The sequence below is a fragment of the Pseudomonas trutticola BRTCR10 genome (assembly GCF_056155105.1).
Genome location: NZ_CM149552.1, coordinates 1,957,498 through 1,972,340 on the forward strand (window position 1 = coordinate 1,957,498; position 14,843 = coordinate 1,972,340).

12 protein-coding genes are annotated in these 14,843 nt (G+C 59.5%); 6 read left to right on the forward strand and 6 right to left on the reverse strand.

Features of this window, described 5'->3' with window-relative positions:
* Nucleotides 1–73: 73 nt before the first annotated feature.
* Nucleotides 74–556 (reverse strand): hypothetical protein, encoded by a 483-nt coding sequence (locus tag ACVVH8_RS08805; protein ID WP_475229537.1) that lies wholly within the window; start codon nucleotides 554–556, stop codon nucleotides 74–76.
* Nucleotides 557–831: 275 nt separating this feature from the next.
* Nucleotides 832–1,056 carry a hypothetical protein gene (locus ACVVH8_RS08810; RefSeq protein ID WP_064586664.1) on the reverse strand — a complete coding sequence of 75 codons (225 nt, stop codon included), beginning with the start codon at nucleotides 1,054–1,056 and terminating at the stop codon, nucleotides 832–834.
* A gap of 963 nt (nucleotides 1,057–2,019) precedes the next feature.
* Between ACVVH8_RS08810 and ACVVH8_RS08815 the strand changes: the two genes are divergently transcribed.
* Both ACVVH8_RS08815 and ACVVH8_RS08820 read left to right on the forward strand, forming a co-directional pair.
* On the forward strand, nucleotides 2,020–2,343 hold the full coding sequence (locus ACVVH8_RS08815) for a sel1 repeat family protein (RefSeq protein ID WP_475229539.1): 324 nt from the start codon (nucleotides 2,020–2,022) through the stop codon (nucleotides 2,341–2,343).
* Between the two features lie 175 nt (nucleotides 2,344–2,518).
* Nucleotides 2,519–3,883 (forward strand): DNA recombination protein RmuC, encoded by a 1,365-nt coding sequence (locus ACVVH8_RS08820; RefSeq protein ID WP_213028759.1) that lies wholly within the window; start codon nucleotides 2,519–2,521, stop codon nucleotides 3,881–3,883.
* A gap of 163 nt (nucleotides 3,884–4,046) precedes the next feature.
* On the opposite strand, the gene ACVVH8_RS08825 is transcribed toward ACVVH8_RS08820, so the two are convergent.
* Together ACVVH8_RS08825 and ACVVH8_RS08830 are read right to left on the reverse strand one after the other, a co-directional pair.
* Nucleotides 4,047–7,517 carry a hybrid sensor histidine kinase/response regulator gene (locus ACVVH8_RS08825; RefSeq protein WP_401302705.1) on the reverse strand — a complete coding sequence of 1,157 codons (3,471 nt, stop codon included), beginning with the start codon at nucleotides 7,515–7,517 and terminating at the stop codon, nucleotides 4,047–4,049.
* 245 nt (nucleotides 7,518–7,762) lie between these two features.
* On the reverse strand, nucleotides 7,763–8,305 hold the full coding sequence (locus ACVVH8_RS08830; RefSeq protein WP_315448542.1) for a TetR/AcrR family transcriptional regulator C-terminal ligand-binding domain-containing protein: 543 nt from the start codon (nucleotides 8,303–8,305) through the stop codon (nucleotides 7,763–7,765).
* A 91-nt stretch (nucleotides 8,306–8,396) separates the two neighbouring features.
* On the opposite strand from ACVVH8_RS08830, the gene ACVVH8_RS08835 reads away from it, so the two are divergent.
* The 4 genes from ACVVH8_RS08835 to ACVVH8_RS08850 all read left to right on the forward strand — a co-directional run bounded on the left by ACVVH8_RS08835 (nucleotide 8,397) and on the right by ACVVH8_RS08850 (nucleotide 13,176).
* Complete coding sequence (locus tag ACVVH8_RS08835; protein WP_475229541.1) at nucleotides 8,397–9,584, forward strand: MFS transporter; 1,188 nt, start codon at nucleotides 8,397–8,399, stop codon at nucleotides 9,582–9,584.
* 52 nt (nucleotides 9,585–9,636) lie between these two features.
* Entirely contained in the window at nucleotides 9,637–9,948 is a 312-nt protein-coding gene (locus tag ACVVH8_RS08840) for a cupin domain-containing protein (RefSeq protein WP_103306946.1), read from the forward strand.
* Nucleotides 9,949–10,053: 105 nt separating this feature from the next.
* Entirely contained in the window at nucleotides 10,054–11,205 is a 1,152-nt protein-coding gene (locus tag ACVVH8_RS08845) for a TDT family transporter (protein WP_475229544.1), read from the forward strand.
* Between the two features lie 96 nt (nucleotides 11,206–11,301).
* The gene (locus ACVVH8_RS08850) at nucleotides 11,302–13,176 is read left to right on the forward strand and encodes an MFS transporter (protein WP_103306948.1); all 1,875 of its coding nucleotides are present in this window, start codon (nucleotides 11,302–11,304) and stop codon (nucleotides 13,174–13,176) included.
* 123 nt (nucleotides 13,177–13,299) lie between these two features.
* Here ACVVH8_RS08850 and sugE read toward each other — a convergent pair whose 3' ends face one another.
* Both sugE and ACVVH8_RS08860 read right to left on the reverse strand, forming a co-directional pair.
* A complete protein-coding gene (sugE, locus tag ACVVH8_RS08855) occupies nucleotides 13,300–13,614 on the reverse strand; it encodes a quaternary ammonium compound efflux SMR transporter SugE (protein ID WP_003223093.1) in 315 nt (104 codons plus the stop codon).
* A 118-nt stretch (nucleotides 13,615–13,732) separates the two neighbouring features.
* Nucleotides 13,733–14,698, reverse strand: a complete 966-nt coding sequence (locus ACVVH8_RS08860) for a bile acid:sodium symporter family protein (protein ID WP_475229547.1) — start codon at nucleotides 14,696–14,698, stop codon at nucleotides 13,733–13,735.
* Nucleotides 14,699–14,843 lie beyond the last annotated feature (145 nt).

Below are 14,843 nucleotides of genomic sequence, written 5' to 3' on the forward strand. Positions count from 1 at the left end.
TGAGTTAGAGCGGTTTTGTAGGACAATCCGACCAAAATCACTGCCTGTTGTGCGATCTTGTGAAACTGCTTGGTCAGCAAGCGACCTGATTCAGCGGTGAAACACAGGTTTGCCAGGCGTAGGTGAAGTCACGCAGACGACCCTGAGGTTGAAAGGTCTGACGCCAGATACGCGCCATGCCGAGCAAGTCATTCGGGTCGGGGAGGGTAGGGTTTTGTTCTTCCACCAGCAGCCAGGCGATCGCTGTGGCGTAACGCAGGTTGACGGTCAATTCCAGGTGCGGGCCGCTGAGAAAGGCATGCTGGCTGGCGAGACCGCGCACCAGGCTTGCACGCTCCGGATCGAGCGCCAGGTAGTGATCCCAAAGCGCCTGATGGCGATGCTCGGCGATGCGGTAGAGGCCGTGGCCACGGCGGTCATGCAGGGCGGACCCGAGGGCAGACTGGCTGGCGGCGATGCCCAGCAGCAGGGATTCGGCAGTCGCGCAGTGACGTCCCAGATAAATCAGCGTAGGACGGATCACATAGCGACACAGTTCGCTGGCAGCGATACCCATAAATCCCTCGGATCTTGTTATTGGGCGGCGATACCTGAAGGGGCCTTGGCAGCGGTGGATCGACTCAGGCTCGCCGGAAGCGGATCACGCCGCTTGAGTTGAAGTGTAGTGTCATATTCGCGACGTAAAGGCCTGTTTTTAAAATATTTCCGCCGACCCGTTATAACCGTTATATCGGAAGGTGCTTAAGCGCTGACCGCGCAAAGTGAAACATCAGGCAATAAAAAGCCCCGCGTTTTAAGCGGGGCTTTTGCTTTTTGCAGCCTTTTCGGCTTTCAGGCAACCAGTGCCTGACGGGTACGATCGATCACGGCCTGCAGCGGTTCGGCGCTGGAGTATTGATCGGGGTACAGACGCTCGCTGTGGCGGGCGATCCCGTGTTCATTGACTACGGTGAAGCTGAAGCAGCCTTTGCGAGCGGCCATGATCAGGCAGTTCATTGGTGCAAAAGCGTTGGTTAGGGTGCGAATGGCATCCTGAGTATGGATTTGAGTAGACATAGTTATTAGGTGTTCCTACAAATGACACGGATAAGAACCGTGCAACGTTAAAACGTTCCAGTAATGTCGACCACCATTGGTCGAACAAAGAACCCGACTGGAACAAAGCAGCCAGTTTGAAGCGCTGATAAATTGGCGCGCTTGGGCTGGCAGGTAGGTACTTAGGAGGACAGGCATCACATCAAGGGCAAAGGTTCTGGGCCCGGGGTGAAGATCCTGATCAATTTGCAGGCTGGTTCGGTCAGAGTAAGTGGTCTTCGCAACACCCTTTGCATTATTCAAAGGCCGTGTCGCGGAAAGATTTACCTGGAAACCATCGAGGGGTCGTTCCCGCTTTTTTCGGTAAGGGCTTCTTGGAAGAAGGCTGACCGTGGGGATATGTTCGACCGGAATTGACTTTCAGCTTGGTACTAACGCCGCGGATAGTAATGGATCATTTTTGTTAAAGCAAACCTTTGTTGAAAAATAATTGAAATCTCTGGCCAAGTCTGCTTTGCATTCCATTGAATCGCCTCGAATCGGCTCACATATCGACCACCGGTCAGTGAATGTTTTTTCATCAAGCCGCGTTTTAGAGCCGCTTATCCCCAGGCAGACAGCTAAAACGACCCGAAAAAGCGCATCGATATAACCGGGTAACAGGTACTTGTGCACATTAGTTGCGCGAGCTGTAACGACGCTGTCACATCAATCCTGACCCCGACGGCTGCCTGTAACGAAAGTTTAAGTCAATGAAAAACATCGCTTTTTTTTGTTGGTGAAAAAATCGTCAGTTTGACTGCGAGCCCCATTCCACAAGGCTTTGCGAGGGTTGAAGGGCGGTTGTCCACTGAGTTATCCACAGCTTCTGTGGATTGTCCCGAGCGCTTGCTCTAGGACGGGCGTGCCGGGTTGTTTTTCGGCTTTACCTGTAAGAAAAAGAGAGTAGAGTGGCGCGCCTTCCGATCTGTCCCACAGTGTTTTATGAAGTTTCGCTCAGTATCAGACTCTGTTACCTCAGAACCTCCTCGTGTTACCTCGCCAAAGCGATTTTCCGTGCGTGTGGCCGAATGGCTGCTCGACAGCCCGCGCCTGAGCGACAGTCACAATGCCAAGCACCTTGCCGGTCGCTTGCTCAAGCAACCGGCGCGCGAAGGCGTGGTCGCCGCGCAAAGCCGTCTCGGACAGTTGATGTGTCGTGAATGCGGGAGTGCCCGTGATCGCCGCATCGGTCACGATCTGTTGCGTCAGGCCGCGCGCGCCGGCGACCTTCGTGCGCAACAGGAACTCGGTCTCATCGAAGACTGAGCTGTCCAAGTTCTGACACCTTGGTTAACCTTCAGGCTTTATCGGATCGGCAGGAATCGCTATGGCTATGGACTTGACCAGCTTATTGCTGGGGCTCGCAGCGGCAGGGCTGCCGTTGCTGGCACTGGCCTGGCAGCTGCAGCGCCGGGCGAGCAGCGGGCAAGCCGAAGTGGCCTTGCTCGAAGAGCGACTGGCCATGGCGCAACTGGCACAGGACGGGCTCAACGCTCAACTGGAGGCCAGTCGCGACGAAGTCGCTGACCTCGGCCAGGCCAACGCGGCCAAACAAGCTGAATTGGCAGCCCTGCGTCGCGAAGTCGAGTTGTTGCAGATCGAGCGCGATGACGCCCGTGACGCTTCCCACGCCTGGAACATCGAGCGCGCCAACAAAGAAGCCGAACTGCGTCGCCTCGACGCTCAGGCGGCATCGCTGAACGCCGAATTGCGCGAGCAGCAGGAAAGCCATCAACAACGCCTCAATGACCTGCAAGGCTCGCGTGATGAATTGCGTGCGCAATTCGCCGAGCTGGCGGGCAAGATCTTCGACGAGCGCGAACAGCGTTTTGCCGAGACCAGTCAACAACGTCTCGGCCAGTTGCTCGATCCGTTGAAAGAGCGCATCCAGTCTTTCGAAAAACGCGTGGAAGAAAGCTATCAGGCCGAGGCTCGCGAGCGCTTCTCGCTGGCCAAGGAACTGGAGCGTTTGCAAGCGCTCAATCTGCGCTTGAGCGATGAAGCCACCAACTTGACCCGCGCCTTGAAAGGCCAGAAAACCCAAGGTAACTGGGGTGAGTTGATACTCGAACGCGTGCTGGAACATGCCGGCCTGGAGAAGGGCCGCGAGTACCAGACGCAGGTCAACCTCAAGGGCCCGGACGGCGAGCGCTTCCAGCCCGACGTGATCATTTACCTGCCAGGCGACAAACAGGTGGTGGTCGACTCCAAGGTCAGCCTGACCGCCTATCAACAGTACGTTGCCGCCGAAGACGACACGCTCGGGCAGATCGCGATCAAACAGCACGTGCTGTCCCTGCGCAATCACGTCAAGGGCTTGTCGGGCAAGGACTACAAACGTCTGGAGGGCCTGCACAGCCTCGATTTCGTTCTGCTGTTCGTGCCCATCGAAGCGGCTTTTTCGGCGGCATTACAGGCTGAGCCGACGCTGTTTCAGGACGCGTTCGACCGTAACATCGTGATCGTCAGTCCGACCACGTTGCTAGCGACGTTGCGGGTCATCGACAGCCTGTGGAAACAGGAACGCCAGAGCCAGAACGCCCGGGAAATCGCCGAGCGGGCCGGCTGGCTGTACGACAAGTTCGTGTTGTTCATTCAGGATCTGGACGAGGTCGGCAATCGCCTGCAGCAACTGGACAAAGCCTACAGCTCGGCGCGCAACAAGCTGACAGAAGGACGCGGCAACCTGGTCAGCCGCAGTGAGCAGCTCAAACTGCTCGGTGCGCGGGCGAGCAAAAGCTTGCCGGCGGATCTGCTGGAACGAGCGATGACGGATGTCGACGGCTTGGTCGAGTTGCCTGAGTAAACCCGATTTTTGTGGCGAGGGAGCTTGCTCCCGCTGGGGGGCGAAGCACCCCCGAAAACCCCGATTCCGATTTATCTGAAACACCGCGTTGAATGGATTGGCGCCTGCTGCGCAGCCGAGCGGGAGCAAGCTCCCTCGCCACAGGTCTTGCGCTGTCTTGGCATTACAGCGGTAAATAGCGACTCAACAACGCCCGCAGGGCCGCCGGTTTCACCGGTTTGGCCAGATAATCCAGCCCTGCCGCATGCACCTGCGCAACCATCTCCGGCCGCCCGTCGGCACTGATGACCACGCCTGGCACCGGCTCACCCAGACTCGTGCGTAACCATGCCATCAACTCGGTCCCGGTATCGCCGTGATCGAGGTGGTAGTCGACCAGCGCCACTTGCGGCCGCACCCCGTCGCTGAGCAACGCTGCACATTCCTCACGATTGCGCGCCGTCCAGACCTGACAACCCCAACGGCTCAACAGGCTGTTCATGCCAATCAGAATGCTGTCTTCGTTATCGACGCACAGCACCTGCGCGCCGCTCAGCATCTTGCCGTTTATCTCGACAGCAGCGCTGGCCGGCACGGTCTGCGTGCGAGCCAGCGGCACACTGACGCTAAACACACTGCCGCGCCCCGGCCACGAGCGCACACGCAATGTATGACCGAGTACGCGACACAAGCCGTCGGCGATCGCCAGCCCGAGGCCGAGACCTTTTTCGGCGCGGGTCTGATGACTGTCGAGGCGTTTGAATTCCTCGAAAATCACCTGCTGCTTGTCTTCCGGAATGCCCGGCCCGCGATCCCACACTTCAAGGCACAACTCGCCGGCGCGGCGCCGTACGCCCAGCAGCACCGGGCCTTTGGCGTAGCGGAACGCGTTGGTGAGGAAGTTCTGCAGGATTCGTCGCAGCAACTTGATGTCGCTGTCGATGCGCAAATGGCTGCCGCGTACGCGGAAGGTCAAACCTTGTTCCTGAGCCTGCGCCTTGAACTCGGCGCCGAGCGTGTCGAACAGCTCATTGACCGCAAAAGGCTTGCGATCCGGGTTGATCTTGCCGTTTTCCAGGCGGGAAATGTCCAGCAGATCGCTGATCAGGTCTTCGGCCGAACGCAACGAACTGTCGAGGTGCTGCACCAGTTTCTGCGCCTCGCTGCTCAAACCGTCATCCTGGTGGGAGAGGGCGGCGGAGAAAAGGCGAGCGGCGTTCAAGGGCTGCATCAAGTCATGGCTGACGGCGGCGAGGAAGCGGGTTTTCGACTGGTTGGCGGCCTCGGCGGTGCCCTTGGCTTCGGTCAGCGCGACGTTGAGTTGCGACAGCTCCTGAGTCCGTTCGCTGACCCGTTGCTCCAGGCCTTCGTTGGCTTCGGTCAAGGCCTGCTCGGCCTCGCGGAACGCGGTAATGTCGGTAAAACTCATGACAAAACCGCCGCCCGGCATCGGGTTGCCGATCAGCTCGATCACCCGACCGTTGGGGAACAGCCGTTCAGAGGTGTGCGCGCGACCCTGACGCATCCAGTGCAAACGCCGGGCGACGTGGACTTCCGCCTCGCCGGGACCGCACAAGCCACGCTCGGCGTTGTAGCGAATGATGTCGGCAATCGGCCGGCCGACGCTGATCAGTCCGTCGGGGTAGTTGAACAGTTCCAGGTAACGCCGGTTCCACGCCACCAGTTTCAACGACTGGTCGACCACGCTGATGCCTTGGGTGATGTTCTCGATGGCGCCTTGCAGCAGGGCGCGGTTGAACTGCAACACCTCGGAAGCTTCGTCGGCAATTCGCACGACGTCCTCCAGCTGCATTTCCCGACCTTCGATGGCGGCTTTTACTACCGCTCGCGTCGAAGAGGCGCCCAGCACGCCGGCCAGCAAACGTTCGGTATGGGCAATCCATTCACCGTCGGCGTTCTGATTGGGGTTGAAGGCTTTTCCTTGGCGGTAGGCAAATCGAATGAAGCTCTGGCGGGCACGTTCTTCACCGACAAAGCGCGCGGCCAGTTGCAACAGATCGTCGATCTGTACCGCCAGCATCGAGCGCGCACTCGGGCGGGCGCTGATTTCCTGACCGATGAAGCGCCCGGCCTGCCAGTGCTCCGAAACCCGCGTGCGGGACAGCACCGAGACCCAAGCGAACAAGGTGAAGTTGCCCGCCAGCGACAGCACCACGCCTTGGGTCAATGGCGTGATCGGCAAGTTCAGCGGGTTGCTGTGCAGCCACGCCAGACCGGGGAAGGTGTCCAGCGACCAGCCGAGACTGCGCGCGGCAATCGGCAGGATCAGCGTGTAAAACCATAGGAATGTGCCGGCGGCGAGGCCGGCAAACACGCCACGCCGGTTGGCCTGTTTCCAGTACAGCGCGCCGAGCATCGCCGGCGCCAGTTGCGTCACGGCGGCGAAGGCGATCTGGCCGATGGTCGCCAGACTCGCCGTGGAACCGAGCAATCGATAGCTGACATAAGCCAGCAGCAGAATCAGCACGATGCTCACTCGGCGTACCGACAACATCCACTGACGAAATACCTCGAACGGACGCTCGGCATTGTTGCGCCGCAGCAACCACGGCAACAGCATGTCGTTGGAAACCATGGTCGACAGCGCCACGCTGGCGACGATGACCATGCCGGTGGCGGCTGAAGCGCCGCCGATAAACGCCAGCATGGCCAGCGCCGGGTGGGCCTGGGCCAGTGGCAGGCTGATCACGAATGAATCAGGCAGCACGTTGCTCGGGAGCAGCATCTGACCGGCGAGGGCGATTGGCACTACAAACAGCGCGGCCAGCGCGAGGTACGCCGGGAACACCCATTTGGCCAGGCGCAGATCCTGCGGATCGATGTTCTCCACCACGGTGACGTGAAACTGCCGTGGCAGGCAGATGATCGCCATCATGGCCACGCCGGTCTGCACCACCATCGACGGCCAGTTGATGGTTTCTTTCCAGTATTCCTCCAGGCGCGGGGCGAGCATCGCCTGATTGAACAGGTCGTCGAAACCGTCATACAGGCCATAAGTGACGAAGGCGCCGACGGCGAGAAAGGCGAACAGCTTGACCAGCGACTCGAACGCAATCGCCAGCACCATGCCCCGGTGGTGTTCGGTGGCGTCGAGGTTGCGCGTGCCGAAAACAATGGTGAACAGCGCCAGCACCAGCGACACGATCAACGCGGTGTCCTGGGCGCGGGTGCCCATTGCATCGGCCCCGGCGCCTATCAGCAGGTTCACGCCGAGGACGATGCCTTTGAGTTGCAGAGCGATGTAGGGCAGAACGCCGACCAGACAAATCAGCGCCACGACCACCGCCAGCGATTGTGATTTGCCGTAGCGCGCGGCAATGAAGTCAGCGATGGAGGTGATGTTCTCCTGTTTGCTGATCATCACCATTTTTTGCAGGACCCACGGTGCACAGACCAGCAGCAGGATCGGCCCGAGGTAAATCGGCAGGAATGACCACAACTGTTCAGCGGCTTGACCGACCGCGCCGAAAAACGTCCAGCTGGTGCAATAAACCGCCAGCGACAAGCTGTACACCCAGGCACGCATCCGTGGTGGCAGCGGCGTGCTGCGACGGTCGCCGTAGAAGGCGATGGCGAACATGATGGCCATATAGGCCAGGGCGACGGCGGCGATCAGCCCGGTGGACAACGACATGCAACACTCCCGACAGAAGACTCCCCGGCACTCCTGCCCGGGCGGACAGTCTCGCATGAGTGCGGCGGTTAGTCAGTGTCGACCAAGGTCGTGGCGTGGCGGGGTGTCGCAGGTGTGGAACCGGGTGGTTTGAGAGTGACTGGGCGGCCTCATCGCTGGCAAGCCAGCTCCCACAGTTTTCAGGGCGTATACAAAATTTGCATTCGCTGGAGATCCCTGTGGGAGCTGGCTTGCCAGCGATGGCGTCAGTCCTGTTTCAGCGCGATATCAATCAACCGGTGCAATTCCTCCACCTGCAGCGCCGCCGCGGAAAACAGAATGCGAAACACCACCGGCGCCACCACCAGATTGATCAAATGATCAACGCTCGGTGCCGGCTCATCCGGATGCCGCTCAATGATCGTCTGCAACTGCGCGCCGATAATCTTCACGCAATACCCCGGCGTGGCACTCGCCTGCACGTCGCGCATCATGTTGCGTCCGGGCTCGGAACTCATCTCGTCGAGATACTGCTCGGCCCACGCGCGGATATCGCTGCGCAAACTGCCGGTTTCTGCCGGTTCGCTGTCAGGACGCATGCGGGCGAGGGCGACGTCGGCCAGTAAGGCCGCCAGATCACCCCAGCGTCGATAAATCGTCGACGGCGTAACGCCTGCGCGTGCGGCGATTTGCGGGACGGTCACGGTCGAACGCTCCTGTTCTTGCAGGAGCGCGCGGACTGCCGAATGAATCGACTCTTGCACCCGGGCACTGCGACCACCCGGGCGTAAACCTTCTTTAATAGCCATGCGGCAGACCTTAACACAAAGAATTTGCTTTAAGCACAGGCCGAGAGCACACTCCGCAAAAGCAAAAAATTAGCTTTTGCGGAGTGTGCACATGAACAGCCTTGCTTCCAATCGTCCCAGCCTGTGGTTTCTGGCGATCACCTTACTGAGTTTTCTCGCCGCTTCCACGGCGCCGACGCCGTTGTATCACCTGTATCAGGATCAGCTGCATTTCTCGGCAGCCATGCTGACGTTGATTTTCGGCGTCTACGCCCTGAGTTTGCTGGCGGCGCTGTTAACCGTCGGATCGCTGTCCGATCATCTCGGGCGTAAACCGGTGATCTTCGCTGCCGTTCTGCTCAATGCGCTGGCGATGCTGTTGTTCATCAGCGCCGACAGCGTCACCTGGCTGATCAGTGCGCGGGTGCTGCAAGGCTTCGCGACCGGCATGGCCACTGCCGTATTAAGTGCAACATTGCTCGACACCGACCGCCAGCAAGGACCGCTGATCAACAGTGTTGCGCCGTTGCTGGGTATGGCGTTGGGAGCCATGGGCTGTGGCCTGCTGGCCGAGTTCGCTCCGGCGCCGTTGCAACTGACGTACTGGCTGCTGCTCGCGCTGTTTGTGCTGCAAGCACTGTATGTCTGGCGCCTGCCGGAAAGTGTCAGCCCGCAGGCTGGGGCCTGGGCGTCGTTGCGGCCGACGCTGCATGTCCCGGCTCAGGCGCGTTCAACGTTGTGGCGAGTGCTGCCGCTGAACACCGCGACCTGGGCGCTCGGCGGTTTCTACGCATCACTGGCGCCGTCGCTGGTGCGCACGGCCACCGGTTCCACTTCCAATCTGATCGGCGGCGCAACCGTCGCGGCACTGACCGTCACCGGCGCCCTGATGATCTTCACCCTGCGCAATCGTCCCGCCACGCGCGCGTCGCAACTCGGCGCAAGCTTGCTGCCAAGTGGTCTGGTGCTGATTCTGCTCGGTGTGCACAGCGCCAGTCTGTCGCTGTTTTTCCTCGGCACGCTGGTCGCCGGGTGTGGTTTCGGCTCAGGCTTTCTCGGCGCGGTGCGCAACCTGGTGCCGCTGGCGTTACCGCATGAGCGGGCCGGGTTGATGTCGGCGTTTTACGTGCTGAGTTACCTGGCGTTTTGCTTGCCTGCCTTGTTAGCCGGGCACTTCACCCACCAACTCGGATTGCTGGCCACGACTGATGTGTATGGCGGGGTGCTGATCGTGTTGGCCGTGGCAGCGTTGTTGCTCAGTCTGCGTCCTCGATCTGCCAAGGTGTGCAGCGCTCCATAAGCACAGCGGTTTCGGTTAGCCTTGCCCGGCCACTCTTCTCACGGATCGATTCATGAAGATTATTCGCAGCAAGACCTTCACCGCCGACCGCGCCTGGGGCGCGCTCGATATCGCCAACATGAACGGCATCACCACGCGCCTGCACTGGACCGATCAGCCGTACAAGTGGCACGTCAATGACGGTGAGGAAGTGTTTGTGGTGCTCGACGGCAAAGTGTCGATGCATTACCGCGAGGAAGGTGAAGAAAAACAGGTGCAGTTGGCGGTTGGCGATATCTTCTACGCCTCGGTCGGTACCGAACATGTCGCGCATCCGCAGGGCGTCGCACGGATTCTGGTCATCGAAAGCGAAGGCAGTGTTTGACTGCTTATCTATAGAACAGATAACAGTTAGAGAAATTACCCGTTATATAGATATTCGATTCGGATCTACCATGGACTCAACCTCACCTGAGGACAGGAGTTCATGATGATTTGCCCTAACAGCGCCAAACCCGGCATCAAGCCGCTCAGCCAACTTCAGCATCCGCGTGAAGTGATCCGTCAGTTCACTCCGAACTGGTTCGCCGCAACCATGGGTACTGGTGTGCTGGCGCTGGCACTGGCGAATTTGCCGGTGGCGATTCCCGGGATGCATGCCGTGGCCGAAGGGCTGTGGCTTTTCAACATCCTGTTGTTCACATTGTTTACCGCTGCATACGCCGCACGCTGGATCCTGTTTTTCGACGAGGCGCGGCGGATTTTCGGCCATTCCACCGTGTCGATGTTCTTCGGCACCATTCCCATGGGCCTGGCAACGATCATCAACGGCTTTCTGTTGTTTGGTCTGCCGCGTTGGGGCGAGGGTGTCATCCAGTTGGCCGAAGTGCTGTGGTGGGTTGATGTGGCGATGTCTCTGGCGTGTGGCGTACTGATTCCCTACATGATGTTTACCCGTCAGGAACACAGCATCGATCAGATGACGGCGGTTTGGCTGTTACCGGTGGTGGCTGCGGAAGTCGCCGCCGCCAGTGGTGGGCTGCTCGCGCCACATCTGACCGATGCCCACTCGCAACTGGTGGTGTTGACCACAAGCTACGTGCTCTGGGCGTTTTCCCTACCGGTAGCGTTCAGCATTCTCACAATCCTGTTGCTGCGCATGGCCCTGCACAAACTGCCTCACGAGAATATGGCTGCATCGAGCTGGCTGGCCCTCGGCCCGATTGGCACTGGTGCGCTGGGCATGTTGCTGCTGGGGGCCGATGCGCCGGCCATCTTCGCCGCCAACGGCCTGCCGGGCATTGGCGAAATCGCTTCCGGCATTGGCCTGGTGGCGGGGATCACACTGTGGGGCTTTGGTCTGTGGTGGATGCTGATGGCACTGCTGATCACCGTGCGTTATCTGCGCGACGGAATTCCGTTCAACCTCGGTTGGTGGGGGTTCACCTTTCCTTTGGGCGTGTATTCGCTGGCAACGCTCAAGCTTGCCAGTACGCTGAACCTCGGGTTTTTCAGTGTGGTTGGTTGCGTGCTGGTGGCCCTGTTGGCCTTGATGTGGCTGATTGTCGGCAAGCGCACCGTGCAAGGGGCATGGCGTGGTGAGCTGTTTGTTTCGCCGTGCATTGCAGGTTTGAAGAAATAACCTGAAAAGTTTAGGTAATGTGTGGCCTGGATCGCGGTTCGAGATTCCAATACAAGAACCCAGGCCTCTCTACCCAACATCAGGAAAACACGGAAGATGAGTCACCCCTCACAGTTCAACCTGCTGCGCACCCGGCGCTTCCTGCCGTTTTTCATCACGCAGTCGCTCGGTGCGTTCAACGACAACGTGTTTAAACAGTCGCTGATCCTCGCCATTCTCTACCGGCTGACCATCGAGGGTGATCGCTCGATCTGGGTCAACCTGTGTGCGCTGCTGTTTATTCTGCCGTTCTTCCTGTTTTCGGCGCTGGCCGGGCAGTTCGGCGAGAAGTTCGCCAAGGACGCGCTGATCCGTCTGATCAAACTCGCGGAAATCGCGATCATGGCGGTGGGCTCGGTCGGCTTCCTCTTCGATCACTTGTCGCTGATGCTGGTGGCGCTGTTCGCGATGGGCACCCATTCGGCGCTGTTCGGGCCGGTGAAGTATTCGATCCTGCCGCAGGCCTTGCGTGAAGAGGAATTGGTTGGCGGTAACGGTCTGGTGGAGATGGGCACGTTCCTCGCGATTCTTGCAGGGACCATCGGTGCCGGGGTCATCATGTCCTCGACCCACTACGCGCCGCTGGTGTCGACCGCCATCGTCGGCATCGCCGTGCTGGGTTATCTGGCCAGCCGCAGCATTCCCCGCGCGGCGGCCTCGTCACCGGAAATGCGTCTGAACTGGAACATCTTCAGCCAATCCTGGGCCACGCTGAAACTGGGGCTGGGCCAGACGCCCGCAGTATCGCGCTCGATTGTCGGCAACTCGTGGTTCTGGTTTGTCGGGGCGATTTACCTGACGCAGATCCCGGCCTACGCCAAGGAGTGGATGCACGGCGATGAAACCGTGGTCACGCTGATTCTCACCGTGTTCTCGGTGGGTATCGCGCTGGGTTCGATGCTCTGCGAAAAGCTCTCCGGGCGCAAAGTCGAGATCGGTCTGGTGCCGTTTGGCTCATTCGGTCTGACGGTGTTCGGCTTGCTGCTTTGGTGGCATTCCGGTGGGATTCCCGACAGTGTCACTGGCCACAGCTGGACCGAAGTCCTGGGCTTTGCGCACACCTGGGCAGTGTTGGTGGACATTCTCGGCCTCGGCATTTTCGGCGGCTTCTACATCGTGCCGCTGTACGCATTGATCCAGTCGCGCACGGCCGAGAACGAGCGGGCGCGAGTGATTGCCGCCAACAACATTCTCAACGCGCTATTCATGGTGGTGTCGGCGATTGTCTCGATCGTGTTGTTGAGCGTGGTCAAACTGTCGATCCCGCAACTGTTCCTCGTGGTGTCGCTGCTGAACATCGGCGTCAACGCTTACATCTTCAAGATCGTTCCCGAGTTCAGCATGCGTTTCATGATCTGGCTGCTCAGCCATTCCATGTACCGCGTCGAGCATCGCAACCTTGAAGCTATTCCGGATGAAGGCGCGGCGTTGCTGGTGTGCAACCACGTGTCGTTTGTCGACGCCTTGCTGATCGGCGGCGCGGTGCGTCGGCCGATTCGCTTTGTCATGTACTACAAGATCTACAACTTGCCGGTGCTGAACTTTATCTTTCGTACGGCGGGGACGATTCCGATTGCCGGACGCAATGAAGACATTCAGATCTACGAAAAAGCCTTCAGCCGCATTGCCCAATATTTGAAGGACGGTGAGCTGGTGTGCATCTTCCCTGAGGGCAAGTTGACCGCCGATGGCGAGATCAATGAGTTCAAGGGTGGGCTGACGCGGATTATCGAGGAAACGCCGGTGCCGGTGATTCCGCTGGCGTTGCAGGGCTTGTGGGGGAGTTTCTTCAGTCGCGACCCGAACAAGGGTGTGTTCCGCCGGTTGTGGTCGCGGGTGACATTGGTGGCGGGTGCGCCTGTGGACGTCGAGGCAGCGCAGCCAGAGAAGTTGCAGACGTTGGTGGGCGATTTGCGGGGCGCCGTTAGATAGTTGGTGAAGGGACTGCCCCCATCGCTGGCAAGCCAGCTCCCACAGGTTTCCTGGGTGTACACAGCATTTGTGTTCACCGGAAATCCTTGTGGGAGCTGGCTTGCCAGCGATTGGGCCAGTGGCCTAAGCGCTAACTTTAAGCCCGATCAAACCAGTGATGATCAACGCCACACTGGCCAGCCGAATCAACGCCATCGACTCGCCAAACAGAATGATTCCGGCAATCACCGTGCCCACAGCGCCGACCCCGGTCCAGATCGCATAAGCCGTGCCCAGCGGCAATTCCTTCATCGCCAGACCCAGGAGGCCAAGGCTGATGGCCATGGCCGCAACGGTCAATACGGTGGGGAGCGGGCGGGTGAAGCCATCGGTGTATTTCAGGCCGACGGCCCAGCCGACTTCAAACAGGCCGGCGAAAAACAGAATGATCCAGGACATGAGAGACCTCCATCGATTGACGGGGTCGTCCCCAGATAAAAAACTCGATCGAGCCGCAGGGTCGTCCCCGCGTTGCGCGACATATTGCCGAGCCTTGATCCGGGGATCAAGTTTCAGCTCAGTCGACGGCCTGTTGCGCCAACGCTTCGCGATCTTCCTTCTCACTCATGCGCCGGAAATAGGTTGAGAGGAGTGCCCCGGAAATGTTGTGCCAGACACTGAACAATGCACTTGGTACCGCCGCCAGTGGCGAGAAGTGTGCACTGGCCAAAGCGGCGCCCAATCCCGAGTTCTGCATGCCGACCTCCAGCGCCAGCGACTTGCGCTGCGCCAGCGGCAATTTGAACAGGCGACCGGTGAAGTAACCCAGCAAGTAGCCGAAACTGTTGTGCAGCATCACCACTGCCATGATCAGCAGACCCGATTCGGCGATTTTCGCCTGACTGGCCGCCACTACAGCGGTGACGATGATCACGATGCTGACCACCGACACCAGCGGCAACACCTCCACCGCATGGCGGACCTTGTCACCGAGCAGGCGTTGCGCAACCACACCGAGAATGATCGGCAGCAGCACCACTTGCAGGATCGACCAGAACAACTCCATGAACGACACCGGCAACCACGCCGAAGCCAACAGCCAGATCAACGCCGGGGTCAGCAGCGGGGCGAGGAGGGTGGTGACGGCGGCAATGGCCACCGACAACGCCAGATCGCCACGGGCCAGCCAGGTCATCACGTTGGACGAGGTGCCGCTCGGGCAGCAACCAACCAGGATCACTCCGACGGCGATTTCCGGCGGCAGGTGAAATACCTGGCAGAGCAACCACGCCACTCCGGGCATGATCACGAAATGCGCGACTACGCCCAGCGCGACACGCCACGGGTGGCGGGCGACAGCGGCGAAATCATCAAGTTTGAGGGTCAGGCCCATGCCGAACATCACCAGGCCCAGCAGCGGCACGATCGCGCTTTTGAGGCCGAGGAACCATGCCGGTTGCAGGAACGCGATGACCGCGAAAACCAGAACCCAGTAAGCGAAGGTATTGCCGACAAAGCGGCTGAGTGCAGCCAGTGCGCGCATGGCTTGTTCCTTATTATTGAGTGAACACCACATAACATTGTGGGAGCTGGCTTGCCAGCGATGGCGGTGTGTCAGACGGCATATGAGCTATCTGTAACACCGCTATCGCTGGCAAGCCAGCTCCCACAGTAGACCCCGGTTTCTT